The organism is Streptomyces sp. A2-16 (assembly GCF_018128905.1).
Lineage (GTDB): Bacteria > Actinomycetota > Actinomycetes > Streptomycetales > Streptomycetaceae > Streptomyces.
In genome coordinates, this window is the sequence record NZ_CP063808.1 from 6,713,470 (window position 1) to 6,738,801 (window position 25,332).

A 25,332-nucleotide genomic window follows, 5' to 3' on the forward strand; every position below is an offset into this window, starting at 1 on the left:
GCGCGTGGGCGACGGGCGGGCACCCGGAGCCCGTGTCACGGGGTCGCGGCATCCGGGTCACGGCGCGATCGCGTCCTTTGTATGGACGCACCGTGACGGGAGTGGAAAGCTCGAAGAACCGCGGGCGTCACCGGAGCCGCACCGCACGCGGGTCCATACGTCCGCGCCCACAGAGACCTCACCGTGCACGGGAGGCAAGGCCATGGGCGACAAGGCGAACGCACACCCCGGAGCCGCCGGCAGGGCAACAGCGGCCGACCACCCCGCGTCCGTACGGAATGTGGTGCTGGTCGGCCACTCCGGTTCGGGCAAGACGACATTGGTGGAAGCTCTCGCGCTGACGGCGGGAGCAGTGAACCGGGCGGGCCGCGTGGAGGACGGCGGCACCGTCTCGGACTACGACGAGATCGAGCACCGGCAGCAACGCTCGGTACAGCTCTCCCTGGTGCCCGTCGAATGGGACGGGTACAAGATCAATATTCTGGACACCCCCGGATACGCCGACTTCGTCGGGGAACTCAGGGCCGGTCTGCGAGCGGCGGACGCGGCCCTTTTCGTCGTCTCGGCCTCGGACGGGGTGGACGGCTCCACGCGCATGGTGTGGGAGGAGTGCGCGGCCGTCGGGATGCCCCGGGCGATCGTCGTCACGCATCTGGAGGCCGCGCGGGCGGACTTCGAGGAGATGACGCGGATCTGCGCGGAGACCTTCGGCGGCGACGATCCCGACGCCGTGCTCCCGCTCTACCTGCCGCTGCACGGCCCGCAAGGACCCGACGGGCACGCGCCCGTGACCGGGCTGACCGGGCTGCTGTCGCAGAAGGTGTTCGACTACTCGTCGGGCGAGCGCAAGGAGTCCGAACCGGGCGAGGACCTGCTGCCGGGGATCGAGGAGGCCCGTAACCGGCTGATCGAGGGGATCATCTCGGAGAGCGAGGACGAGACCCTCATGGACCGCTATCTGAGCGGCGAGGAGATCGACTTCAAGACGCTCGTGGAGGACCTGGAACGGGCCGTCGCGCGCGGTGTGTTCCATCCGGTCCTGGCCGCCGCCCCGGCGGCCGACGGCGCCAAGCAGGGGCTCGGCACGGTCGAGCTGCTGGAACTGATCACGGGCGGCTTCCCGACTCCGTTCGAGCACCCCACACCCGGGGTGACCACCATCGACGGCAAGCCGCGCGAGATCAAGGCGTGCGACACCGAGGGGCCGCTGGTCGCGGAGGTCGTGAAGACCGCGTCCGACCCGTACGTCGGCCGGATCTCGCTGGTGCGGGTCTTCTCCGGGACCCTGCGCCCCGACGAGACGGTCCATGTCTCCGGGCACGGGCTCGCCGACCGCGGGCACGAGGACCACGACGTCGACGAGCGCATCGGCGCGCTGTCCGCGCCCTTCGGCAAGCAGCAGCGCCAGCTCTCGCACTGCATCGCGGGCGACCTCGCGTGCGTGGCCAAGCTCAGCCGCGCGGAGACCGGCGACACTCTCTCCGCCAAGGACGACCCGCTGCTCATGGAGCCGTGGGAGATGCCCGACCCGCTGCTGCCGCTGGCCATCGAGGCGCACAGCAAGGCGGACGAGGACAAGCTCTCGCAGGGTCTGTCCCGGCTGGTCGCCGAGGACCCGACCATGCGGCTCGAACAGAACCAGGACACCCACCAGGTCGTCCTGTGGTGCCTGGGCGAGGCTCACGCCGACGTGGCGCTGGAGCGGCTGCGCAACCGCTACGGCGTGCAGGTGGACCTCGTACCGCACCGGGTCTCGCTGCGGGAGACGTTCGCGGACAGGTCGGCCGGGCGTGGGCGGCATGTGAAGCAGTCCGGCGGGCACGGGCAGTTCGCCATCTGCGAGATCGAGGTGGAGCCGCTGCCCGGCGGCTCGGGCATCGAGTTCGTCGACAAGGTCGTCGGCGGGGCGGTACCGCGGCAGTTCATCCCGTCCGTCGAGAAGGGCATACGCGCGCAGGCCGCCAAGGGGGTCGCCTCCGGCCATCAGCTCGTCGACGTGCGGGTGACGCTGCTGGACGGCAAGGCGCACTCCGTGGACTCCTCGGACGCCGCGTTCCAGACGGCCGGGGCGCTGGCCCTCAGGGAGGCGGCGGCGGACGCGAAGATCCATCTGCTGGAGCCGGTCGCCGAGGTGTCCGTGCTGGTCGGCGACGACTACGTGGGCCCCGTGATGAGCGACCTGTCCGGGCGGCGCGGCCGGGTGCTCGGCACCGAGCAGACCAACGGCGGGCGCACGCTCATCAGGGCCGAGGTGCCCGAGATCGAGATCGGACGGTACGCGGTGGACCTCAGGTCCCTGTCGCACGGCACCGCCCGTTTCAGCCGTTCCTACGCCCGGCACGAACCCATGCCGTCGCAGATCGCCGAGAGGATCCGTGAAGAGGCGCGGGTCGCCTCGTAGTTGGGGCCGGGCGCCGCGCAAGTGGCGTCCTGAGCCCCGTTGGTGACGTTTGTGGAAGGCTCCCCTCCGAATCGGCGGGCGGCTTCGGCCGTCCGCCGATTAATGTCCGTGCGTACGGATACGCTGATGACCTGATCAACAGGTGTGCGAAGCAAGGAAGTCGGGAAGGCCGCAGTGGGTGAGTCCGGCGGCGATCGGGGGCGGGAATGACCGTTGACGGCGGTTACGCGGACATCTTCGGTCCGCAAGTGCCGCGTACGGGCGACGAGGCGCAGACGGCGACGTTCGCCCTGGCCTCGGCGGCCTATCGGGACAATCCGGTGGAGGAGATCCTCAAGGCCAACAACGAGTGGCACGCGTCGGCCGTCAAGGGCGGCCGCAAGTGGGCGAAGATCTTCCGACCCAACCTGGGCGAGGCCTTCTCCACGGCCGTGATCACCCGCATGCTCGGCAAGGGCCGCAAGCCGCTCATCCAGTCCTTCGGCGCGGAGCCGCAGGTCGTGGTCGAGCACTGTCTCGCGGCGAACAACATCCGCCGGGACCGGGACAACTGGCTGACCGCCGTCATGGTGCTGTGCGGTGTGCTGTTCCTGCCCGGCCTCCTGGTCTGGCTGCTGGTCTTCACCCTGCGCACCACCATCGCCAAGCGCGAGGACAAGCAGGCAGGCGCGCTCGCCACCGCGCTGCTGGTCGCGATGGGCGCGCTCGCCGTGCTCTTCCTCGTCAAGATGCCCTTCGGCGGGTTCTGGGGCCTGTACGCACGCGCGTGCGTCGTCCTGCCCGTGGTCGGCTGGTTCTGGGCCAAGCAGATCTGCGAGCGCACCGCGCGGGATCTGCGGGAGCGGTGGTCCAGTCTGCTGGCCGGCAGCAGCGTGGGCGCCAAGGTGCCCGAGGCCGTGCCGAGCAACCCCGGCGAGACCGCGGCCGAGCAGTTGCGCCAGGCCCTGGCCACGCTCAGCGCCGAGCAGCAGTCCAACTCCGTCTTCTACGCCGGCCCCAAGGGGATACTCGGCATGGGCACCCGGTGGGGCAGCTGGCAGCTGGCCGAGGACCTGGTGTCGGCCGACCCCACCCGGGAGATCCACCCCTTCCGCAGCTGGGACGTCATCCGCTCCATCCACGACCAGCTGCGCATGCTGGAACGCAACACGATCAACACCGGCGGTTTCCCCAAGCCGTCCATACGCCACTGGGTCGTCACCCCGATCGCGGAGGGTTCCAAGGAAGTGTCCCGGCCCGGGGGCACGGACGTGGACGCGTACCAGGTCAAGACGCACGCGATACAGGACATCTGCAACAAGCAGCAGTTCGGCGGCGGTGACCGGCACTACCTGGGCGTGCAGTGGACGCTGTGGGAGGGGCAGCTGGTCCTCACCATGCTGATCACGGTGACCGTGCTGCACGAGACGCTGCGCATCGAGGTCACCGGGCACGCGCTGGGCCCGGTGCACGGGCTGTTCACCTCGAAGCCCGCGGCCAAGGAGAAGGAGGTCGCCAAGCAGCTGCGCTTCTGGGAGACCAAGAAGATCAAGCTGCCGCTGGTCGACGCCGACGAGGTGGTGCGTCTGACCGCGCGGGCGCCCCTGACCTGGTATCCGCCGCTGCTCAACTGGCTCGGCGGCTCGCTCGCCCTGCCCGAGCCGTTCGGTCTGCGGCACGCCTGGGCGGACAAGCCGTGGCGGCACCGCTTCATGGCCGACGACGCGCTGCGCGCCGCCACTCCGGTCCTGCGGGTCGTGCACTCCGCGGCGATCCGGGTCCTGTCGGAGAACGGCGTGGACACCGAGAAGTTCGGCACGCGGGCGGGCTTCCTGAGCACGCAGGTCCAGGATGTGTCACCGCGGAAGGCGGACGTCTACGACGCGTAGGCCTCCGGCGGTTCGGCCGGATCGACGTACGGGTGGGTCCGGGTGCCGCGCCCTGCTGGGTGCCGCGCCCCCGGACCCACCTTCGGCATGCAGGGCCGCATCCCGCGGAGATCAAACCGTCGGCCATGCCTCCGACAGCATCTTCCGTGTGTCACCCAGCAGCTGCGGCAGCACCTTCGTGTGGCCGACGACCGGCATGAAGTTCGTGTCACCGCCCCAGCGGGGGACGATGTGCTGGTGGAGGTGGGCGGCGATGCCGGCGCCTGCGACCGTCCCCTGGTTCATGCCGATGTTGAAGCCGTGCGCCCCCGACGCCGTCCGCAGGGCCGTCATCGCCTGCTTGGTCAGGGCGGCGAGCTCGGCGGTCTCCGGCTCGGTGAGGTCGGTGTAGTCGGCCACGTGACGGTAGGGCACGACCATCAGATGGCCGCCGGTGTACGGGTAGAGGTTGAGCACCGCGTAGACCAGCCGGCCGCGCCGGACGATCAGGCCGTCCTCGTCGGACTTGGCCGGAATCGAGCAGAAGGGGCAACCGTCGTCGGCACCGGGGCCGGTCGGCTTGTTCTCGCCCTGGATGTAGGCCATCCGGTGGGGGGTCCACAGACGCTGGAACGCGTCCTGCGTCCCCACTCCCAACTGCTGCTCCGGCTCACTCGTCATGCAGTGCAGCATATGACTTCGCCCGTTCGCGCCGTGTCGGCGGGGTTGTGGGAAAAGCAGCCCGGGCCAAGCTGGACGGGTGGACGACGACAGCGGCACACGCCCCGGCAGCGACGGTCACGAGCCCGACGGCAGCGGTGAGGCCCGGGCCCGCGACGCCGCCCGTCGTCGGCCCGACCGCACCGAGGTCCCCGTGCCCGACCGACGGACCGCCCACCACCAGCCCGACCACACCGGACCCGCCCCCCGCCGCGGCGCCGACCGCCCTGACCGTCTGGTCCAATGGGAGCAGCGCACCGAGATCCCCCTCGCCGTCGCCGCCTTGGTCTTCCTCGCCGCCTACGCGGTGAGAGTCCTGGCCCGGCATCTCCCGGAAGCCGTGCTCGACCTCTGTCTGGCGGTGATCCTGGCCGCCTGGGCGCTGTTCGCCGTGGACTACGCGGTGCGCTGGTACCTCAGCGGGCAGCGGCTGCGCTTCGTTCGGACGCATCTGCTGGACACCGCGGTGCTCCTCCTGCCGCTGCTGCGCCCGCTCAGGATCGTGAAGGTGTACGAGGCCGTGCAGCGCCGGCACGGACGTCCCCGTCTGGCCCTGCACGCACGCGTGATCGCCTACTCCGGTCTGTCGACCTTTCTGCTGGGCTTCGCCGGCGCCCTCGCCGTGTACCAACAGGAACGCGACGCCCCCGGTACGACCATGCCCACGTTCGGGCCCGCCGTCTGGTGGACCTGCGCCACCCTCACCACCGTCGGCTACGGCGATGTCACCCCGGTCACCCCCATGGGACGCCTGATCGCGGTCGGCGTGATGGTGATCGGACTCGCCCTGCTCGCCGCCGTGACCGGCACCTTCGCCTCCTGGCTGCTCCAGGTCTTCGCGCGCGAGGACGACGAGAGGCCCCCGGGCAGCTGAACTCCCCGAGGGCCCCGCCGTACCGGAGATCAGACCTGCGCCCGCTCCTCCACGACCTTGACGATCTTCGCGATGGCCTCGTCGAACGGGATGCCGTTCTCCTGCGAGCCGTCGCGGTAGCGGAAGGACACCGAGCCGCCCGCCATGTCCTCGTCGCCCGCGATGACCATGAAGGGCACCTTCTGCTTCTGGGCGTTGCGGATCTTCTTCTGCATCCGGTCGGACGAGGAGTCGACCTCGACGCGCAGCCCCTGCTTCTTGGCCGCGGCCGCGAACTTCTCGAGGTACTCCACGTGCGTGTCCCCGATCGGGATGCCGACCGCCTGGACCGGGGCCAGCCACGCCGGGAACGCGCCCGCGTAGTGCTCCAGGAGCACCGCGAAGAACCGCTCGATGGAGCCGAACAGCGCGCGGTGGATCATGACCGGACGCTGCTTGGAGCCGTCGGGCGAGGTGTACTCCAGCTCGAAGCGCTCCGGCAGGTTGAAGTCCAGCTGGATCGTCGACATCTGCCAGGTGCGGCCGATGGCGTCCTTGGTCTGGACGGAGATCTTCGGGCCGTAGAAGGCGGCGCCACCCGGGTCCGGGACCAGGGGCAGCCCCTGCTTCTCGGCGACCTGGCGCAGGGTCTCGGTCGCCTCCTCCCAGACCTCGTCGGAGCCGACGAACTTCTCCGGGTCCTTGGTGGACAGCTCCAGGTAGAAGTCGGTCAGACCGTAGTCCCGCAGCAGGCCGAGGACGAAGGTGAGCGTCTTGTCGAGCTCCTCCGACATCTGCTCGCGGGTGCAGTAGATGTGCGCGTCGTCCTGCGTGAAGCCACGCGCGCGCGTGAGGCCGTGCACGACGCCCGACTTCTCGTACCGGTACACGGTCCCGAACTCGAAGAGGCGCAGCGGCAGTTCACGGTACGAGCGACCGCGCGCGTCGAAGATCAGGTTGTGCATCGGGCAGTTCATGGGCTTGAGGTAGTAGTCCACGCCCTCGTCGAGCTGCATGGGCGGGTACATGCCGTCGGCGTACCAGTCCAGGTGCCCGGACTGCTCGAAGAGCTTCCCCTTCGTCGCGTGCGGGGTGTAGACGAACTCGTAGCCCTCCTCCTCGTGGCGGCGGCGCGAGTAGTCCTCCATGACCCGGCGGATGATGCCGCCCTTGGGGTGGAAGACGGCGAGGCCGGAGCCGATCTGCTCGGGGATCGAGAACAGGTCGAGCTCGGAGCCCAGCTTGCGGTGGTCGCGCTTCTCCGCCTCGGCGAGGAAGTCGAGATGCGCCTTCAGCTCGTCCTTGGTCGGCCACGCGGTGCCGTAGATGCGCTGGAGCATCGGGTTCTTCTCGCTGCCGCGCCAGTAGGCGGCCGCGTTGCGCATCAGCTTGAACGCCGGGATGTTCCGGGTCGACGGCAGGTGGGGACCGCGGCACAGGTCCTTCCAGCACAGGTCGCCGGTCTTGGCGTCCAGGTTGTCGTAGATCGTCAGCTCACCGGAGCCGACCTCGACGTCCGCGCCGTCGTCGGAGGACGCGGAGCCCTTGAGGCCGATCAGCTCCAGCTTGTACGGCTCGTCCGAGAGCTCCTCACGGGCCGCCTCGTCGGTCACCACACGGCGGCTGAAGCGCTGCCCGCGCTTCTGGATCTCCTGCATCTTCTTCTCGATGGCCTTGAGATCCTCGGGCGTGAACGGCTTCTCGACGTCGAAGTCGTAGTAGAAGCCGTCCTTGACCGGCGGGCCGATGCCCAGCTTGGCCTCGGGGAAGATCTCCTGCACGGCCTGGGCCATCACGTGCGCGGTGGAGTGGCGCAGGATGTTGAGGCCGTCCTCGGAGGAGATCTCGACGCCCTCGACCGCGTCGCCCTCGGACAGGACGTACGCGAGGTCCTTGAGCTCGCCCCCCACGCGCGCGGCGATGATCGAGCGCTCGCCGGCGAAGAGCTCGGCGGCCGTAGTGCCCGTCGTCACCACGCGCTCTTCCCGCTCGGAATCGCGTTGGATGATCACACGGACGTCTGACACCGGTCTCTCCTGACTGAAGGTGGATGCGGCGCCATACCGGGAGCGCGCGCAATAGGGGATCGTACCGACCCGGCACCCACCTCCGCGAAATCACTCCCCTTCGCAGGGGTCTCCGCAGGCCTCCTCGAAGAAGTCGAGATTCTCCTGGAGGGACTTCATCAGCCGGTCCCGCTCGGCCTCGTCGACCTGCACGGGCACCACGCCGGTGGCTCCGGTGAGCCTGCGGAAGCCGCCGCGGCTCTCCAGCCGGCCGTGCACGCGCACCGGCAGCCCGACGAGGTGCGCGTGCCCGGCGATCCGGTACGCCTCCTCGTCCAGGGTCAGCCTCAGGTGCGGGATCTCGGCCCCGGCGATCACCCGCAGCCGTACCGACCCGTCGCCGCGCGGCTGCGACCTGTGCATGCGCACCACGGTGCCGGTGATCCGCACCGTGACGGAGGGCTCCTCACGCAGGAAGCGGGCGCCGGCCTCGCGCAGCACGGGCAGGTCGCCGGGCGAGAACTCGACGGCCTCCGAGGACGCCGCGCATCCGTCGGGGACGCCGACCGCGGGCGCCCACTCGACGGCGATGCGCGCGCCCTCCGTACCGCGTACCAGGGCGATGAGCGCCTCGGTGAGCTCGCGGCTGACGCCCGCCTCGACGGCTCCGTCGAAGGCGTCCATGCCCCCGGTGGCCCGCTGGTAGTCGATGGCCTCGCGGGCGGCGAAGAGGGCCTGGTGGAGGCGGACGGCGAGCGGGCGGCCGGTGCCGACGGGCACGAAGGCGGTGAGCCGGCGGCCGCCCGCGGCGGAGCCGACCAGGACGCTGTCCAGGGACGCGGCGGCCGTACGACGGTAGCGGGCGCCGTAATAGCCGGCACGCGCGCGTGTGGCCAGTGCTCCGGCGAGGAGCGTCTGGCGGGCGGCGGCGCGCAGCTGCTCCTCGACCGTCCAGGACGTGGCGTCGGCGGGGCCGGTCGGGACGTCCCGCCACCAGCGGATCTCGTCGCTGGGCACGGCGAGGCCGACGAGCACCTCGCGTGCGGAGGGCGTACCGCTGCGGGACAGGGCGACGAGGGCCTCGCCGAGGAGGTCCTCGCTGTCGGGGAACGCGCGGCTCTCGGGCACGAGCAGGCTGGTTCCGCCGCCGCCCGGTCCCGGTGGCGTCCAGCGGCCGTAACGCCCGGGGGCGCCGCCGCGCCGCTGCCAGCCGTGCCGGTGCAGCAGGGCGCCGAGGACGGCGGGGTCGACCTCGTCGGGGCTCGGCGAACGGTCCCAGTGGGCCTCCGGGTGGGGGCGCACCGCGCGCAGTGGCTCCTCCAGCGGGCGGTGGGTCATGGTCTGCCTCCCGTCCCGACCCGCGTCATGATCTCGCACAGCGCCCGGTCGTCGAAGATGCGGTTGGTGGGGATCCGCACGGTGGTCCGGGTCCGGCCGGTGATGGGGTGGCCGGCCAGGTTGACCCAGTAGCAGCAGTGCCTGAGGTCCAGGCGGTCGTGGCTGGCGCGCAGCCAGTCGTCCTGGGCTCTCGGCACCAGCATCACCACCAGGATCTTGTGCACCGACACCGGGGTGCGGGCGAGTTTGCGCAGGTGGTCGTTGTCGAGCGTGAAGGAGAAGAAGCGTCCCGGCGGGTTGGGCGCGACCTGGTAGGTGCACTTGAGCTGCACCTTGATGGTGACCTCGTCGTCGACGGTGTGTCCGGGCGAGCCGTGACTGACGTGCCAGTCGATGCCGTTGTCCGGAAAGGGCTGCGACAAGGAGCAGCCGGCCGCCGCCGCGACGGCGTGCAGATAGCCCACCTGCAGTGTCTCCATGCAGGCGGTGGTGGCGAGCGTGCCGCGAAGGGGGCCCGTGCGTTCGGGCAGCAGCCCGCCCCGCTCGGGCTGCGCTATCGCCATGACCAACAGCCTTCCAAGCCAAGTGACATGCCCGCACAGGGGCCACATGAATCGCACACCGGGCCGCTGAACTGCAAAGACCCGTACTCCTGTTGTGTCCTTCCGGCGTACGGCGCAAACAGCCCGGGTATCACCAAACGGGCAGAAGACGGAACGTCAGCTGCCGTGGGTGAACGAGGGGTTGTGTTGGTATGACGTGCTGGTACGAAGGGCCCCTGGCCGCTTTCGACACCGAGACCACGGGCGTGGACGTCGAGAATGACCGGATCGTGTCGGCCGCCGTCGTCGTCCAGGACGCGGCGGGCACCCGGCCACGGGTGAGCCGTTGGCTGGTCAATCCGGGTGTGCCGGTGCCCGAAGAGGCGACGGCGGTGCACGGGCTGACGGACGAGCATCTCCAGGTCAACGGCCGCTGGCCGGCGCCGGTGATGTTCGAGATAGCCGAGGCGCTGGCGGAGCAGGCGGCGGCGAACCGTCCGCTGGTGGTGATGAACGCGCCGTTCGATCTGACGATCCTGGACCGTGAGTTGCGCCGCCACCGCGCCTCCTCCCTGGACCGCTGGCTGGATCCGGCGCCGCTGCTGGTGCTGGATCCGCGGGTCCTCGACAAGCACCTGGACCGCTACCGCAAGGGCCGCCGCACCCTCACCGATCTGTGCGCGCACTACGGCGTCGAACTGGACGGCGCGCACGACGCGGCGGCCGACGCGCAGGCCGCGCTGGATGTCGTACGGGCGGTCGGGCGCCGTTTCGCCACCCGGCTCGAGCGGCTGGAGCCACTGGAACTGCACAACCTCCAGACGGTGTGGCACGCGGCCCAGGCCCGGGGCCTGCAGGCGTGGTTCGCCCGCAGCGGCTCACCGGAGTCGGTGGACCCGTCGTGGCCGCTGCGGCCCGACCTGCCGGCGGCGGCGTAGAAGGGCAGGAAAAAAGCCGGTCCGTCTGAGACGGACCGGCCTTCCCGGTGGGCGATACTGGGTTCGAACCAGTGACCTCTTCGGTGTGAACGAAGCGCTCTCCCACTGAGCTAATCGCCCGGGAACGCACTGAACAATACAGGTCCCCGCGGCTTTCCTTCAAACCGCTTCCAGGTGGGCGACAAGCCCCCGCCGTCCGGCGCGCATCATCAGCCGGTGGTTGGCCAGGAAGACGGGACGCCCGGGCACGGCGAAGCGCCGGAGCAGCGGTTTGTTCACCTCGGTGACCTGGTCGTAGTGGGCGAGGCTGCCGTCGCCGTCCGCGGTGATCGTCCAGCGCGCCCAGCCGTCGAGATCACCGGACATGGCGATCTCCAGCACCCCGGCCGCCGGGTCGCGCCGCACCTCGCGCGCGACGAAGACGAGGTCGTACGGCAGCACGGCGCGGATCGTGATCACGCCGCTGGTGTCGTCGAGCCGTCGCACCTCACGCACCTGGGGCCACCAGCGGGGATAGTCCTCGGCACGTTCCAGCGCGTCGTAGACGACGGCGGGCTTCGCGGGCAGGGACCACAGGCTGCGGAAGCGGTATCGGGTCCAGTCCATGGGGAGAGTCTGGCATCGGATCCGAGTACGTTCTGAGTACCCGTACTCATGTCGCGCCGCGTGACCCAGCCCACACTTCAGGGCATGACGCACACCCCGCCCCCAGCCGAGGAGCTGCGGCTCCTCGACGCCGAGCTGTGGCAACTGGACGCCCGCCGGGCCCAGTTGCTGGCCCGCAGGGCCTGGCTGATCGCCGCGCTCCAGCCGCACCGGCCGCAGCGCCGGACGTGGCAGACCTGGCAGGCACCGCAGCAGACCGGACCCGCCGGACCCCCGCGCCCCGAGGCGAGCGCACCGAGCGTGCAGAACGTGCTCCTGGTGCTCGGCGGTGTCCTGCTCACCGTCGCGGCGATGGTGTTCACGCTGGTCAGCTGGGGTCACCTGGGGATCACCGGCCGGTCCCTGGTGCTCGGCGCGGTCACCGCGGCGGCGCTCGCGGCGCCGCTCCCGCTGCTGAGGCGCGGGCTGCGCTCGACGGCCGAGTCGGTGGCGGGCCTGGGGCTGGCTCTGACGGTCCTGGACGCGGTCGCGCTGCACGGGTCCGTGTTCCCGGAGAGCGCCGGGGCGCCGTACACGGCGGTGGCCTCGGCGCTGCTGGCGGGGCTCTGGACGGCGTACGGCCTGCTGCCGCGCCTGTCGGAGCTGCGCCTGCCCCGCCCGGCCGCCCTGGTGGCGGCCCAACTCCCGCTGTTCTTCTGGGCGATCGCGGCCGACGCGGGCTCGTACGGGCTCACGGCCGCGCTCCTGGTGACGGCCGGGTGCGACACGTTCGTGGCGCTCCGGACGACGCCCGGGTCCGTACGCGTGGTCGCCGCGATCGGCGCGTACGGAGTGGGCGCCTGGGGCGTGCTGGCGGCCGGCTGGCTGACCTGGACAGCCTCCGGCCCGAGCGCCGCCGCCCGTGCGGCGGCGCTCCTCCTCCTCGCGAGCGCGATCGCGCTGACCGCCGCATGGCAGGTCGACGGACCCGACCGGTCCACGCCTGCCGGCGGTCGGTCCGTCGGTCTCGCCGTCACCTCCGGGCTGCTCGCGGTGGCCGCCCTCGGTGGCGTGGCACGGCCGGTGCTCCCCGAGTCGTGGACGGTCCCGGCCCATCTGGCCTTCGGGATCGCCCTGTTGGCGGCGCTCCGCCTGGACCGGCTGCCGGCCGCGGTACGGCAGGGTCTGGCCTGGGCCTCCGGGGCCGTACAGGCGATTGCCCTGCTGTGGGCGCTGCCCGTCGTCGGTGTCGTCGTGCTGGGCCCCCTCGCCTGGGCGTCGCGGGCGTGGGCCGGTGCCCCGTCGGACGCGCGTACCGCGGTGACCGTCGATGTGACCTGGCCGCCGCACGCGGAGACGGCACCGCTGGTCCTGGTGGCCGTCGCGGCGGTGCTGGCCCTGGCGGTGCGGGACACGACCTGGCGTCCGCGCGCCCTGGAAGGGGCACTGGGCCTGGCCTGGGCCTCCGCCCTGATCCTCCCGGCGGTGCTCGAACTCCCCTACTCGGCAGGCCTGGTGATCGAGAGTGCCGTCACCGCCGCGGCTCTGACGGCGGCGATGTTCCTGCGGCGGCGCCTCACGGCCCTCCTCCTCGCACTCGTCACCTCCGCGAGCCTCACCCTCCTGGCCCTCGCCTCCCAGACGGCGACTCTCGTCGTGCTCGGCGGACTGGTCGCACTGTTCGCGGCGGCCTCCTGGCGGCTCGCCCCCTTCACGGCGCCGGCCGCCCTCGTCCACGGCGCCGCCCTGGCCTGCGCGACCGGTGCGGCCGCGGGCTGGTCACCGGCGCACACGGCCCTGCTGGTCCTGGTGGTCCCCGCGGTCGCCGCTCTCCTCGCCTGGCGGCTCGGCGACTCGTCGGCCACCGTGCCGGTCGAGGCGGCCGGGGCGGCGGCGGGAGTCCTCGCCATCGCGCTGGCGGGGACCGACCTGCCGCTGCTCGCCACGGTCCTGGCGTTGTGTGCGGTGATCACCGCGGGCACGGCGATCCGTGCGGACCGCCGTGCGGTCGGCTACGCGTCAGCCGCCCTGTTCGTGCTGGCGGCCTGGGTCCGTCTGGCGGCCTGGGACGTGAGCGCCCCGGAGGCCTACACCCTCCCGGTCACGATCCCGGCGCTGCTGGTCGGCGCCCTGCGCCACCGCCGCGACCCGCGGACCTCGTCCTGGACGGCGTACGCCCCCGGCCTGGCCGCCACCCTCGTGCCGAGCCTCCTCGCCGCCTGGGGCGACTCCCACTGGACGCGCCCCCTGCTCCTCGGCCTCGCGGCCCTGCTGGTCACCCTGGCGGGCGCCCGCCACCACCTGCAGGCCCCGCTCCTGCTGGGCGGCGCGGTCCTCCTCCTGGACGCCCTGCACGAACTGGCCCCGTACCTCGTCCAGGTGACCGACGCCCTCCCCCGCTGGGTGCCCCCGGCCCTGGCCGGCCTCCTCCTGCTCGCGCTGGGAGCGACGTACGAGCGACGCCTGAGGGACGCCCGAAGGATGCGGGACTTCCTGGGCAACATGCGCTGAACCCACCAAGGGGCGCGGGGAACCGCGCGGCCGGCCGCACCGGACGCGCGGTTCCCCACCGCCTCGAGGCCTACGACGGCATCTTGTCCCCGAGCAGCGCCAGGTTCTCGATGGCGGCAAGACCGTACAGCGCGGTGTCATTGGTCGACACCCAGGCCGCCTCACTGCCCGCCACCAGCGCGACCGGCCCGCTCAAAGCCTCCGTCTTCCAGGGCGCCGACTCCTTGTAGCCGTCGGAGTTGTAGAACTTCTCCCACGCGCGCGTGGCCAGCTTCGCGTCCCCGGTCTTCACGGCCGCGTACGCGTCGAGCCGCGAGTGGCCCTGGAAGAGCAGCAGCGTCCCGAAGTTGGACCCGTAGCGGGCCGCCTGCTCGGTCTTGGTCGCGTTGAAGTAGCGGCAGTAGTCGAAGTACGCCTCGTTGAACTTCGGCATGTCGACGAGGTCGATGAGCTCGGCGCACAGTTCGTTGAGGCCGAACACGGCGGACAGGTGCGAGACCCCGACGACCGGCGCCGAGGCCACCGCGAACTTACCGGTGTCGAGGTCGTACAGCCCACTGCCCTGCACGAACCCGTTGGGCTGGGCGGCGATGCCCTCCATCGTCGACAGCACGCGCGCCTTGGCCTTCTCCCACTTGGGCCCCTTGCGTTCCCACTCGGTCAGCCAGGCCGAGACCAGCCCGCTCCAGTCCGTGCCGAAGCCGATGGACAGGGCGTGCCGGTCGGGTGTGTACGGGTCGGTGCGCACCTTGCGCAGGGGATCCAGGACCAGGAACGTCTCGTCGGAGTCGACATTGGCGTGCATGAGGTCACCGACCCGCTCGTCCGCGGTGAGGAAGTAGTAGTAGCGGCGGTACGTCGTGTTGGCGATGCGCTGCTGCTTCGCGCTGTCGGCATAGTGCTGCACACCGTGCCGGGTGCCGAGTCCGGCCCACTTGCCCAGGTGGTAGACGTCGACCTCGCCGGTGTGCCGGGTCATCGCCTCGGCGAACCGGAAGATGTCCGCGCGGCCGCTGCGCAGGTAGGCGAACCAGAGCCACAGGTCCGGCGAGAGCTCGGAGTTGTCCCAGGCGTAGCCGCCGATGTCGTACCGCCACTGGTGCCGGACGGTGTCATAGGTGTGCATGATGTCGCCGTAGTCCCAGAAGCCGTACCAACGGCGTTGCTCCACCTGGTCCTTGTAGTAGGTGAAGAGGAAGTCGAGGTGGTCCTCGATCTTCGCCTTGGCCGGGGTCGAGCGGTCCGGCTCGGAGTAGAGCCCCGGCCCGAACACCTTCGCCTTGACGAGCTGCTTGGGCGGGGCCGCGAGTTGCGGCAGCACCCTTACGGTCTCGACCTGTTGGGCCAGTGTCTCCGGGGTCGGGGTCGACTCGTTGGCCCAGAACATCAGCTCCGAGGTACGGGCGATGCCGTAGGGCGTGCCGAACTCCGGCTCGTAGTCCTCGTAGGTGATGTTGAGGCCTTCGAGCTGTTCGGCGAAGGTGTCCTGGCCCATGCCGTCGTGGTAGAAGCGCAGGTCCATGGGCTGCGCCTCGGGCGACCAGAGCCAGAGGGTGACCTCGGCCTCGTCGGTCTGGGCGTCACGGATGTCGAGCTGGGAGGGGTGGCGCTCCCAGAAGTCCCGCAGCCCGAAGGAGAGTCCGCCGCTGACGCCACCGACGTACCCGAATCCGGAGGCCCGCCTGCCGCCGCCGGCGCCGATCCAGCCGTGCCCCTTCTTGGTGCGCTTGCGCAGGGTGAAGCCGTCGGCGGAGAGCTGGGAGAGCGTGTAGTCGCCCCACTCGGGGATGTACTGGAGCCGGGTGGTGACCCGCTGGTCCCAGGTGGCGGGGTCGGGCAGTTTCCTGCCCGCGTACTGGGCCTCCTGCACGGCGATGCCCGGGTCGCGGCGCAGTCCGGTGATGCCCTTGACGGCCTCGCGCAGCAGACCGGTGCCCTCGCCGCCGATGCGGATGTGGCGGTCGTACGACTGGTCGCGCATCGGGACCGTGAACCGCACTCCCAGCCCGCGGATGAAGTCTCCGCTCGCCTTGCCGGGCTCCTGCGTGCCGTCGTAGGTGATGGTGTGCACCATGCGGAAGGAGTCGGCGCCCGCGTAGAAGTAGAGACGGACGGAGAAGGGCAGCCAGCTCCGGCTGCCCTTGCGGTGCTTGCCGTCGATCCTGACGACCGCGCGGACCGGGCCGGACTGCTCGACGGTGACCTCGGAGACGGCCCCCTCGAAGCGCTCCGTCTTGACCGTCCCCTGGTCCTCGTCCTCGATCTCGGGCTGGCGGATGAGGACCAGTCGGCCGTTCTTGGCGATCTCCGTCGAGCCGCGGGTGACCGACTTGATGAGGGTCGCGCCGGACTTGGCGATCCTCGCGGTGATGACGCCGGTGGAGACGGTTATCGTGCCGCCGCTCTTGTCGACGGTGACCTTCTTGTCGGGCACGGCGGCCTCGCCGGCGCTCAGCGACAGCTTGCCGTTGCCCGAACTGACCGCGTGCGCGGTCCACTTGAGCGAGCCGTCGGGCCAGTAGGCGATCGGCCAGGACTGGACCGGCACGGCCTTGCCGTCCGCGTCCGTGACCGCGAACTTCTGGTCCTGCTGGTAGACGCCCTTGGGCCAGGGGACACCGACGGTGGAGCCGGGCGCGGCGCCGAGACCGCCGTCCTCCAGCCAGTCCAGGGTCACGGGAGAGTCGTCGGCCTCGGCGGCTCTCGGCGCGGCCTGCGCGTCCTTGGCCCCTAGCGCCCAGCTGAACTGTGCGGCGGCACCGGCGACGGCGGCGGCTTTGAGGAGGGACCTGCGGGGGATGGGGGACATGGCCGTTCCTTTCCATGGACAGCTGGTCAGGGGCATGACAGAGAGAGGTGCGGCGCCGGGGGCGCCGACCTTGCGACGAGGGCACCGCCCGTCAGCGGCGCCGGTGGCGTTCCTCCACGGCGACGGCCGCCGCCGCAACGGCCCCGAGGACCGGGACCGCCAGCGGCGCGACGAACCCCGCGGACAGGACCACGACGGCCAGACCGGCGACGATCAGGAAGGACCCGGCGGGGTCCCGCAGCGTCCGGCGTACGGCGTCCGCGAGCAGCGCGCGCCACGAGGCGCCCGGAGCCCAGACCGCCGCCGCGCGCAGCCCGGCCACCGCGAGGCCGAGCAGCGCGAACAGCCCGACGGCTCCGACCAGCGGGCCACCGGGGATCCCGGCCCGCGCGGCCTGGACGTCCACCCACACCGCGGCCGCCGCGACCCAGCCGGCGACCCCGACGAGCCACCCGCGGCGCACGGCCGTACGGAAGTCCGCGACGAACTCCCGCCATCCGCCGCCCTCGTGGCTCGTGCGCCGCCGCAGGTGCCGTGCGCCGGCGGCGAAGGCAGCGGGGTAGGTGACGACGCCCAGGCAGGCCACGGCGATCCACACGCCGGTGAGCAGGGTCTCGGCGAAGAGGGCGAACCGTTCGCCGCCGAACACGGACGCCCTGCGGGCCTTCACACGCGCTTGCGCCATGCTGACCGCCTCACTTCAGTCCGGACGTCGCCATGCCGTCGATGAGATAGCGCTGGAAGGCCATGAAGAAGGCGATGACCGGCACCAGGGCCACCAGCGACATCGCGATCATGCTGCCGTAGTTGGAGATGCCCTCCTGGTCGCGGAACATCATCAGGCCGAGCGAGACGGTGTACTTGGAGGGGGTGTTGAGGTAGATCAACGGCCCCATGAAGTCGTTCCACGCGTTGATGAAGGTGAAGATCGCGCTGGTGATGAGGGCGGGGCGGCACAGGGGCAGGACGATCGACCAGTAGGTCCGCAGGTGCCCGCAGCCGTCGAGCTTGGCGGCCTCGTCCAGCTCGCGCGGCAGCCCGCGCATGAACTGCACCATCAGGAAGACGAAGAAGGCCTCCGTCGCCAGGAACTTGCCCGCCACGAGCGGCACCAGGGTGTCGACGAGCTCCAGCTTGCGGAACATCACGTACTGCGGGATGAGCAGCACGTGGTACGGCAGCAGCAGGGTGCCGATCATGAGGGTGAAGAGCAGGTTCCGCCCGGCGAACCGGATCTTGGCGAAGGCGTACGCGGTCAGCGAGCTGGAGATCACGACCCCGGCCACGGCGAGGCCCGCGTACATCAGCGAGTTGGTGAAGAAGCTGCCGATGGAGATGCCGGAGATCCCGTCGGCGAGTCCGGAGAAGTTCGCCCAGACCGGCTTGGCGGGCAGCAGGTCGATGCTGGCGATGATGTCCTTGCTCGGCTTGAAGGAGGCGCCGAGGACCCAGATCACGGGGTAGAGGACGACCGCTAGGACGGCGAGCGCGCCCACGTGCCAGGCGATCGATCCGGTGCGCCGCCGCTCGCCGGCGGTGCGCGCCACAGGGGTGCTGACAGTGGTCACTTGGCGGCCTCCTCGTAGTGCACCCACTTCTTCTGCGACCAGAACAGGACCGCCGTGACCAGCGCCACCGCGACCACCAGCGACCAGGCCATCGCGGAGGCGAAGCCCATCTGGGCCTCCTTGAAGCCCTTCTGGTACAGGTAACAGGTGTAGACGAGGGTGGCGTCGGCGGGCCCGCACCGGGTGTCGGAGACGACGTAGGCGGAGCCGAACACCTGGAACGCGTGGATGGACTCCAGCAGCACGTTGAAGAACAGCACCGGGGAGATCATCGGCAGCGTGATGTTCCAGAACCGGCGCAGCGGGCCGGCGCCGTCCACCTCGGCCGCCTCGTACAACTCCCGCGGGACCTGCTTGAGACCGGCCAGGAAGATGACCATCGGCGCACCGAACTGCCAGATGCTCAGGGCCACCAGGGAGTAGAGGACGTAGTCCGGGTTGCCGATCCAGCCGCCCACGTCCACGCCGAAGATCTTCTGCGTACGGTCCACGACGGCGTCGTCCGAGAACAGCGCCCGCCACACGAAGCCCACGGAGACGCTGGCACCGATGAGCGAGGGCATGTAGAACGCGGCCCGGTACAGGCCCTGTCCGCGCCGCTGCTGCGCGAGCAGCAGCGCGACGCCGAGCGCGAGCAGCAGCTTCAGCGGGGTGGCCACGACGACGTACTTGAGCGTGACCTCCACCGACTTCTGCCAGCGCGGATCCTGGAACATTGTCGTGAAGTTGTCGAAGCCCACCCACTCGGGCGGGGTGAACAGGTTGTACCGGGTGAACGCGTAGTACAGCGACGCGATCATCGGCCCCGCCGTGAGCAGCAGGAATCCCGCGATCCACGGCGACATGAAGAGGTAGCCGGCGAGGTTCTCGCGGCGCCGCCCGCGCCGCCCGGCGGCAGGAGCGGCGGGCCGCTTCTTCGCCGGGCGCACGGGCGCTTCCTTGACGAGCGTCATGGTGGTACGTCCCCTCAGCCCGCGAACGCGGCCTTGGCCTCGCTGAACAGCGACTTGGCGGCGTCGGCCGGCTTGGACTTGCCCTGGGCGACCTCGCCGCCGAGGCGCAGGAAGGCCGCCTCGATGACATCGGCGCCGGACGGGTGCGGGGTGATCTTCCCGAGCACACCGGCCTTGGCGACCTCGTCCTCGTACGCCGCGACACCCTTGTTGTTGGGGTCGGTGGGCTTGAAGGCGTCGTACTGCTCGGTCGTGGCGAGGATGCCGCGGTCATAGCCCATGATCTTGCCGACCTCGGGGTCGTGGACCATGAAGGAGATGAACTGGGCGGCTTCCTTGGGGTGCTTGGTGCCGGCGAAGGCGCTGAGCATCAGCGAACCGAGGTACTGGCCGGTCTGCTTGCCGTCCGTGGTGGGGATCGGCGCGAGCCCGTAGTCCGACTCGCCCTCGCCCTCGTAGCGGATGGAGAAGTTGTCCCAGGTGAACTCGGACGCGGCGAGGCCCGCCGAGAGACCGGACTTGGGCTTGACCTGCTCGATCTTCTTCGGGTCGGCGACCAGCCCGGACTTGACGCGCTTGTAGCCGTCCGTCCACCACTGCGTCAGGTCGTCCTCGGTGAAGCCGAGGTCGGAGTCGGTGAAGAAGGCCTTGCCGTTCTGGCGCAGGTACAGGTCGTAGAGGTACATGATGCCGAAGTAGCCGGTGTCGCCGGCGATCTTCAGCTTGTCCTGGACCGTCTGGAGCGCGTCGAAGTACTCGTCCCAGGTCCAGCCGAACTTCGCCTCGACGCCTGCCTTCTTGAAGGCCTTGAGGTCGATGACGAGCGCCATGGTGTTGGCCCCGACGGGTATGCCGATCTGCTTGCCGTCGACCTGACCGTTCGCCAGAACGCCGTTGCGGAAGTTGTCCAGGCTCAGATTCCCGGCGTCCGCCTGCTCCTTGAGATCCAGCAGAACACCGCGCTTGTCGTACTTGCGCAGGAAACCGACCGCATTCTGGAAAACGTCCGGCGGATTCCCGCCGGAGGCCTGGGTCTGGAACTTCTCCCAGAACGCCTCGTAGTCGGTGAATTCAGGCTTGATCTTGATCTTCGGGTACTTCTTCTCGAAGAGCGCGATGGTCTTCTTGATGGCGATGGTGCGCGGCTCGCCGCCCCACCAGGCGTAACGGAGTGTCACCGTTCCATCTCCGGAACTTCCGCTGTCACCACCGCACCCGGTCGTCGCGGCCAGCCCCAGCGTCGCCGCTGTAGCCCCGGCCGCCTTCAGGATCGTTCGCCTCTCGACATTCCTGTTGGTTCCCACAGTCGGGCCCCTCCCCGCAGCGTCGTCGCCTGCATGAATCGTTTCAAGTAAGCGCTTGCTGGCACAAGTTACGGAGGGGCCGGAGGTGCGTCAATGATTCGGACAGGAATTTCTTGAGAGTGTGGTGAGAGACCGGAGCGCCTCCAACCACCCCGCGGGATCCGGGAACTGACGACGCCCCAGGTGAGAGGCGCGAGGTCGACCGGTCGAACGCGCCGCACGCCGTCGTACGAGATCGGCGCGCGGCCGGAAAGAGACGGGCGGCGAGGGACTTTCGCTGCGGACCGTCACACGGAGCGGAGCAGTCCGGCCCGGCCTTCGCGTCCGGCCGCACACATGCCGACGGCCCGTCCGCGATCTCGCAGACGGGCCGTCGGTCCGGGTGGGCGATACTGGGTTCGAACCAGTGACCTCTTCGGTGTGAACGAAGCGCTCTCCCACTGAGCTAATCGCCCGGGCGCAGGAAGAAGATTACCCCATGTCAGGGGGTGCCTGTGACCAGCGGTGACAGCCCGGGCACCCCCGCGCGGCTCACTGGTCCTTGATGTTCCAGGGCATCTCGAGACCGAACTTCCAGAGGTAGACCCCGAGGATCGCGCCGATGATCACCAGGCCGATCGAGGTCAGGATGATGTTGCGACGGCGCACCTTGGGATCGAGGGCTCGCTGGGCCGCCTCGGTCACCTTGCGCTTGGTCCAGCGGAGCACGAGCTGGGCCCAGACGAACTCGGTCGCCCAGATCGCCATACCGCCGAAGATCACGACCCATCCGGGTCCGGGCAGCGGCAGCATGATGATGCCGGCCACCACGACCGCCAGGCCGATGACGAAGACCAGGACCTGCCAGCTCAGATGCAGCAGCCGCCGCGACTTGATGAATTCCGGCGCCCTGGAACCGAGCCCCTGCTCGTCCCGCGCCCCTTCCGACTGCTCGTCGGTCTGCCCGTCAGGTGCCACGGCGACCTCGCGCGGCTCGTCACTCCCCGTATTCATACAGCCCAACCCTACCGGAGAGAAACCAGTCACCGGAATGGTCGTACCTCCCCAAGGGGTTCTCGGCCGGAAGAGTTACGTAAAGGCACGCAAAACACTCAGAGGGGTTTACAACGGCACCGTAGGTGGCATGTCGATTTCGCCGACGTGCGAATCCCCGAGCGCACACTGAGCGAAAGGCCCTGGCGCTTATGAACACCACGGTCAGCTGCGAGCTGCACCTGCGCCTCGTTGTGTCGAGCGAGTCCTCCCTGCCTGTCCCCGCAGGCCTGCGGTACGACACGGCCGACCCCTACGCCGTGCACGCCACCTTCCACACCGGAGCCGAGGAGACCGTCGAGTGGGTGTTCGCCCGCGACCTCCTCGCAGAGGGCCTCCACCGGCCCACCGGAACCGGCGACGTCCGAGTCTGGCCGTCGCGCAGCCACGGTCAGGGCGTCGTCTGCATCGCCCTGAGCTCCCCGGAGGGAGAAGCACTGCTCGAGGCCCCGGCGCGGGCCCTGGAGTCGTTCCTGAAGCGGACTGACGCCGCCGTGCCCCCGGGCACGGAGCACCGCCACTTCGATCTGGATCAGGAGCTCTCGCACATCCTGGCGGAAAGCTAGGGCGAGGCCGCACAGAGCCGCCCGGCGCCGTCCACTCGGGGAGACGGCTCGGGCTGGTACAACCGCATAGGGAACGACAGGTGCCGTGGCTGCGGAGCGCTCCGCAGCCACGGCACCTGTCGTGCGTCCGGGCACCGAGTCCCGGCGAGCCGTTACCATCGGCCAGCATCGGCGGGCGTTCGCCCGACCCCCAGGCCAGGGAGCGAATCGTGCTGATCACCCACGACACCCGGTGCGCCCTCGACACCGTGGTCGATCTGGTGAACACCGCACCGGAGGAAGACGAGGCGGCACCGGACGGGCTGCCGGATGTCGCGGCGCTCGCGGATTTCGTACAGAACCACGAGATCAGCGACGTCGGAGTGCTCTCGGAGTTCGATCTGTCGGCCGTGCGCAAGATCCGGGGGCGGTTCGCCTCGGTCTTCGCGGCCCCGGACGCCCGGGCCGCCGCGAACCTGATCAACGACCTGGTCGCCGCCGCGGGCACCACTCCCCAGCTCACGAACCACGACGGCTACGACTGGCATGTGCACTACTTCGCGCCGGGCGCCTCCGTCGCCGACCACCTGGCGGCCGACTGCGGGATGGCGCTGGCGTTCTTCGTGGTGGCCGGGGAGCAGGAACGGCTGCGGCGCTGCGAGGCGCCCGACTGCCGGCGGGCCTTCGTGGACCTGTCCCGCAACCGCTCGCGCCGCTACTGCGACAGCCGGACCTGCGGAAACCGGCTGCACGTGGCGGCCTACCGGGCGCGGCGCAAGGAGGCCGCGGGCTGAGGTCCGGGGCGGGGCCGCGACCGCTGCCGCGGGCTGGGGCCCAGGCTGGGGCGGGGACGGGGGTCCAGGCTCGGGCTCGGTGTCGACGTGGTCCCGACGGTGTCGACGGGAGTCGACTGATGCCGACGTGGACTCGACGGGTGGCGACGTGGTCCCCGACGGGTGGCGCCGGGGACCACGGGTACGGCTCAGAGCAGCAGCAGGTCGTGCAGCGCAGCCATGAGCAGGAGAGACCCGATCACCGCAAGGAAGATCATCAGCGGTGGCTGGGAAAGGGCGAAGAGGCATCCACGCGGCTCGTCCTGCGGCGGCGCGGTATCGCTCTGTTTCGTGTCCAGCATCTCGCGGCGATGATGACGCAGCCGACACCCCCGGCGCGATCAACACGCCCGGAATGAGCGGGAGTTCGCTGGATTCCGTGATGTCCGTTTCGAGTCGTGATCGATTGGGGTCGGCCGCTGACCCCACTGCGAACGTTTCAGTTCACCGCGCGACCGTCATATGCCGTGCTTCTTGAGTATGGCCTCGATGTCGCTGAAGTCGTCCCCGGCGGACCCGGCGGACCCGTTCCCCCCGGACTTGGCCGCGGGCCGGGCCGCCGGGGTGCGCCCGGCCGGGCCGAGCGAGGGCGCCGAGGCCGCGGGGGCCACCGCCTCCCGCTGGGCGCCACGGGCCGCCTTGCGCTCCTTGCGGGAGCCGCCACGGCGACGCTCCACCGCGCGCGTGGTGGAGAACAGCACCCAGGACAGGCCGAGCACGCCGAAGCCCGCCCAGGCCGTCGGGCTGAAGGCGGTGTCCGCGAGCCAGTCGACGACGCCGGTCATCACGAGGCCCAGCGGGACGAGGGAGTAGGCGGCGATACGGGTGGCCGCGAGGAAGCGCTTCCGGTACGCGGTGACCGCCGCGATGCCCAGGCCGGCCGCGGCGACGGCGGAACAGACGGTCTCGGCAATCATCCGGTCCTCCAGGCAGGGCTCGATCGGCAACGTGCCGCTTCGTCCCTATCCATCCTGCACCTTTCGACCCCCGCCGGGCCATGCCCCTGAAGGACATCAGGGACATCTCCGGGTCGCCTCCTCCGCAGGTGCCGGTCGGGCTCGTACCGCAGGAGCGGGGCGGATGCCGTCGCGGAGGCCGGGGGCGGTTCGGCCCGACGGTCCCGAGCTGGGAGACTGGGCCCATGAGCGACCCCTCCCCCGTCCTTCCCGCCGCGCCCGTGCTCGACGTCTGGTGCGAGCTGCAGTGCCCGGACTGCCGTGGCGCGCTGGACGATGTCCGGGCCCTGCGGGCCCGTTACGGCGACCGTCTGGAGCTGCGGCTGCGGCACTTCCCGCTGGAGAAGCACAAGCACTCCTTCGCCGCCGCTCAGGCCGCCGAGGAGGCCCTTGAACAGGGCAGGGGCTGGGAGTTCGTCGAGGCCGTGCTCGAGCGGGTACCGGAGCTGGACCGCCGGGGAGAGCCCTTCCTGGTCGAGGTCGCCCGTGAACTGGGTCTCGACGCCGAGGAGTTCGACACGGCGCTGATCGACGGCCGGCACATCCTGATCGTGGATGCGGACCAGGCCGAGGGCAAGGCGATCGGCGTGACGGGGACGCCGACCTACGTCATCGACGGCGAGCGCCTCGACGGCGGCAAGAGCCAGGACGGGCTGCGCGAGCGGATCGAGCGGATCGCGGACCGGCTGCTCGCCGGGCAGGAGTGAGCCGGCCTCAGAGCAGGCTCTTGTACATCGAGTAACCCACGGTCGTGTACCCGAGCGACTCGTACAGCCGCTCGGCCGGAGTGTTGCCCGCGAAGACGTTGAGGCCCAGGACCCGTCTGCCGGAGGCGATCGCCTGGGCCTCGGCCAGCAGCATCAGGGAACGGCCGTGCCCACGGCCCCGAAAGGCCTCCTCGGACTCGACGTCGTAGACGAAGGCCTTGTCGTCGACGAACTCCACCCACAGGACCCCGACCCGCACACCCTCGTGTTCCAGGACGCTGTACCGCGCCTCCTCGGTCACCAGTCCGCGCTCCACCAGCTGCCGGTTGTCCCGCTCCGACCTCGCCCTCGCCTCGGTCTCGGGCACCCCGCGCTCGGTCCAGTCCCGGGTGTACTCCACGATGCCGCGCCGCGCCCACGGCTCGAACTCGGCCTGGGTCATGGGCCTGGCGCGGCTGCCCGCGGGCAGTTCGGGCGCGGTGGCACCGAGCTGCTTCTCCATGCCGCGGTTGCGATGGACGTAGCCGAGCATGGTGGCGAGCCGCAGCGCGGGCCCGGCGTCGGCCGGGACCCTGACCTCCAGCTGCCCGCAGCCCCAGCCCCGCGCCACCTCCTCGGCGGCGAGCGCGGCGACGGTGCCCCGGCCGCGCCTGCGGTCCGGCTCGTCGATCCGCAGGTCCCGGATCTGGGCGACGGCCGTCCCGAAGGAGGGGTGGGTCGCGAGGTGTATCGCTCCGACGGGACGGCTGTTCACGCACACCGAGTAGTGGCGGGACAGGGCCCCGTCGGCGCCGCGCTGGAGCGGCTCGGTCGGCCGCAGGGTGGTGGTCATCACCGGAGTTCTACCCGCTCCCGCGCGCCGGAGCAGCTCAATATCCCGGGGC

Annotated in this window: 22 protein-coding genes and 2 tRNA genes; 8 read left to right on the forward strand and 16 right to left on the reverse strand. The window is 70.5% G+C overall.

All coding sequences use genetic code 11. The annotated features are described in order from the left end of the window. The first annotated feature begins 202 nt into the window (after nucleotides 1-202). A complete protein-coding gene (locus IOD14_RS30130) occupies nucleotides 203-2,401 on the forward strand; it encodes an elongation factor G-like protein EF-G2 (RefSeq protein WP_123987967.1) in 2,199 nt (732 codons plus the stop codon). Nucleotides 2,402-2,607: 206 nt separating this feature from the next. Further along, nucleotides 2,608-4,269 carry a hypothetical protein gene (locus tag IOD14_RS30135; RefSeq protein ID WP_123987968.1) on the forward strand — a complete coding sequence of 554 codons (1,662 nt, stop codon included), beginning with the start codon at nucleotides 2,608-2,610 and terminating at the stop codon, nucleotides 4,267-4,269. Between the two features lie 111 nt (nucleotides 4,270-4,380). On the opposite strand, the gene IOD14_RS30140 is transcribed toward IOD14_RS30135, so the two are convergent. After that, entirely contained in the window at nucleotides 4,381-4,941 is a 561-nt protein-coding gene (locus tag IOD14_RS30140) for an HIT domain-containing protein (protein ID WP_123987969.1), read from the reverse strand. Nucleotides 4,942-5,203: 262 nt separating this feature from the next. Here IOD14_RS30140 and IOD14_RS30145 point away from each other — a divergent pair, with 262 nt between their 5' ends. Further along, nucleotides 5,204-5,842: a potassium channel family protein gene (locus IOD14_RS30145; RefSeq protein WP_123992547.1), complete on the forward strand. Its 639-nt coding sequence runs from the start codon at nucleotides 5,204-5,206 to the stop codon at nucleotides 5,840-5,842. 29 nt (nucleotides 5,843-5,871) lie between these two features. Here IOD14_RS30145 and thrS read toward each other — a convergent pair whose 3' ends face one another. The 3 genes from thrS to IOD14_RS30160 form a co-directional block, all read right to left on the reverse strand. Further along, nucleotides 5,872-7,848, reverse strand: a complete 1,977-nt coding sequence (gene thrS / locus IOD14_RS30150) for a threonine--tRNA ligase (RefSeq protein ID WP_212672044.1) — start codon at nucleotides 7,846-7,848, stop codon at nucleotides 5,872-5,874. Nucleotides 7,849-7,938: 90 nt separating this feature from the next. Continuing rightward, the gene (locus IOD14_RS30155) at nucleotides 7,939-9,165 is read right to left on the reverse strand and encodes a hypothetical protein (RefSeq protein WP_123987971.1); all 1,227 of its coding nucleotides are present in this window, start codon (nucleotides 9,163-9,165) and stop codon (nucleotides 7,939-7,941) included. After that, nucleotides 9,162-9,728, reverse strand: coding sequence for a DUF4365 domain-containing protein (locus IOD14_RS30160; protein ID WP_123759543.1), 567 nt, complete (start codon nucleotides 9,726-9,728; stop codon nucleotides 9,162-9,164). The genes IOD14_RS30155 and IOD14_RS30160 overlap by 4 nt, the downstream gene beginning before the upstream one ends. Before the next feature lie 191 nt (nucleotides 9,729-9,919). Here IOD14_RS30160 and IOD14_RS30165 point away from each other — a divergent pair, with 191 nt between their 5' ends. Further along, complete coding sequence (locus tag IOD14_RS30165) at nucleotides 9,920-10,645, forward strand: exonuclease domain-containing protein (protein WP_212672045.1); 726 nt, start codon at nucleotides 9,920-9,922, stop codon at nucleotides 10,643-10,645. 48 nt (nucleotides 10,646-10,693) lie between these two features. Here the strand turns inward: IOD14_RS30165 and IOD14_RS30170 are convergent. Next, nucleotides 10,694-10,765 (reverse strand) — tRNA-Val (locus tag IOD14_RS30170). Nucleotides 10,766-10,804: 39 nt separating this feature from the next. Further along, nucleotides 10,805-11,251, reverse strand: coding sequence for an SRPBCC family protein (locus tag IOD14_RS30175; RefSeq protein WP_123987973.1), 447 nt, complete (start codon nucleotides 11,249-11,251; stop codon nucleotides 10,805-10,807). Between the two features lie 84 nt (nucleotides 11,252-11,335). Between IOD14_RS30175 and IOD14_RS30180 the strand changes: the two genes are divergently transcribed. After that, nucleotides 11,336-13,741 carry a hypothetical protein gene (locus tag IOD14_RS30180; RefSeq protein WP_249126103.1) on the forward strand — a complete coding sequence of 802 codons (2,406 nt, stop codon included), beginning with the start codon at nucleotides 11,336-11,338 and terminating at the stop codon, nucleotides 13,739-13,741. 70 nt (nucleotides 13,742-13,811) lie between these two features. Here the strand turns inward: IOD14_RS30180 and IOD14_RS30185 are convergent, their stop codons facing one another. From IOD14_RS30185 to IOD14_RS30215, 7 genes are all read right to left on the reverse strand, one after another. Then, nucleotides 13,812-16,550, reverse strand: coding sequence for a Tat pathway signal sequence domain protein (locus IOD14_RS30185; protein ID WP_212672047.1), 2,739 nt, complete (start codon nucleotides 16,548-16,550; stop codon nucleotides 13,812-13,814). Between the two features lie 91 nt (nucleotides 16,551-16,641). Continuing rightward, on the reverse strand, nucleotides 16,642-17,235 hold the full coding sequence (locus IOD14_RS30190) for a hypothetical protein (protein WP_174269069.1): 594 nt from the start codon (nucleotides 17,233-17,235) through the stop codon (nucleotides 16,642-16,644). 10 nt (nucleotides 17,236-17,245) lie between these two features. Then, entirely contained in the window at nucleotides 17,246-18,118 is an 873-nt protein-coding gene (locus tag IOD14_RS30195) for a carbohydrate ABC transporter permease (protein ID WP_123987976.1), read from the reverse strand. Then, nucleotides 18,115-19,071, reverse strand: coding sequence for a sugar ABC transporter permease (locus IOD14_RS30200; RefSeq protein ID WP_123987977.1), 957 nt, complete (start codon nucleotides 19,069-19,071; stop codon nucleotides 18,115-18,117). The genes IOD14_RS30195 and IOD14_RS30200 overlap by 4 nt, the downstream gene beginning before the upstream one ends. A gap of 14 nt (nucleotides 19,072-19,085) precedes the next feature. Continuing rightward, entirely contained in the window at nucleotides 19,086-20,375 is a 1,290-nt protein-coding gene (locus IOD14_RS30205; protein ID WP_212672048.1) for an extracellular solute-binding protein, read from the reverse strand. Nucleotides 20,376-20,758: 383 nt separating this feature from the next. Next, nucleotides 20,759-20,830 (reverse strand) — tRNA-Val (locus tag IOD14_RS30210). 76 nt (nucleotides 20,831-20,906) lie between these two features. Next, nucleotides 20,907-21,368 carry a TIGR02611 family protein gene (locus IOD14_RS30215; protein WP_123987979.1) on the reverse strand — a complete coding sequence of 154 codons (462 nt, stop codon included), beginning with the start codon at nucleotides 21,366-21,368 and terminating at the stop codon, nucleotides 20,907-20,909. Nucleotides 21,369-21,559: 191 nt separating this feature from the next. Between IOD14_RS30215 and IOD14_RS30220 the strand changes: the two genes are divergently transcribed. Next, the gene (locus IOD14_RS30220) at nucleotides 21,560-21,973 is read left to right on the forward strand and encodes an SsgA family sporulation/cell division regulator (RefSeq protein WP_004002642.1); all 414 of its coding nucleotides are present in this window, start codon (nucleotides 21,560-21,562) and stop codon (nucleotides 21,971-21,973) included. 209 nt (nucleotides 21,974-22,182) lie between these two features. Further along, entirely contained in the window at nucleotides 22,183-22,746 is a 564-nt protein-coding gene (locus IOD14_RS30225; protein ID WP_123987980.1) for a CGNR zinc finger domain-containing protein, read from the forward strand. A gap of 188 nt (nucleotides 22,747-22,934) precedes the next feature. Here the strand turns inward: IOD14_RS30225 and IOD14_RS30230 are convergent, their stop codons facing one another. Together IOD14_RS30230 and IOD14_RS30235 are read right to left on the reverse strand one after the other, a co-directional pair. Continuing rightward, nucleotides 22,935-23,087 (reverse strand): hypothetical protein, encoded by a 153-nt coding sequence (locus IOD14_RS30230; protein ID WP_020117509.1) that lies wholly within the window; start codon nucleotides 23,085-23,087, stop codon nucleotides 22,935-22,937. 156 nt (nucleotides 23,088-23,243) lie between these two features. After that, on the reverse strand, nucleotides 23,244-23,702 hold the full coding sequence (locus IOD14_RS30235) for a hypothetical protein (protein ID WP_123987981.1): 459 nt from the start codon (nucleotides 23,700-23,702) through the stop codon (nucleotides 23,244-23,246). Between the two features lie 224 nt (nucleotides 23,703-23,926). On the opposite strand from IOD14_RS30235, the gene IOD14_RS30240 reads away from it, so the two are divergent. Then, nucleotides 23,927-24,448 (forward strand): DsbA family protein, encoded by a 522-nt coding sequence (locus tag IOD14_RS30240; protein ID WP_174269070.1) that lies wholly within the window; start codon nucleotides 23,927-23,929, stop codon nucleotides 24,446-24,448. A gap of 7 nt (nucleotides 24,449-24,455) precedes the next feature. Here IOD14_RS30240 and IOD14_RS30245 read toward each other — a convergent pair whose 3' ends face one another. Then, nucleotides 24,456-25,283, reverse strand: a complete 828-nt coding sequence (locus tag IOD14_RS30245; RefSeq protein WP_123987982.1) for a GNAT family N-acetyltransferase — start codon at nucleotides 25,281-25,283, stop codon at nucleotides 24,456-24,458. Nucleotides 25,284-25,332: the final 49 nt, after the last annotated feature.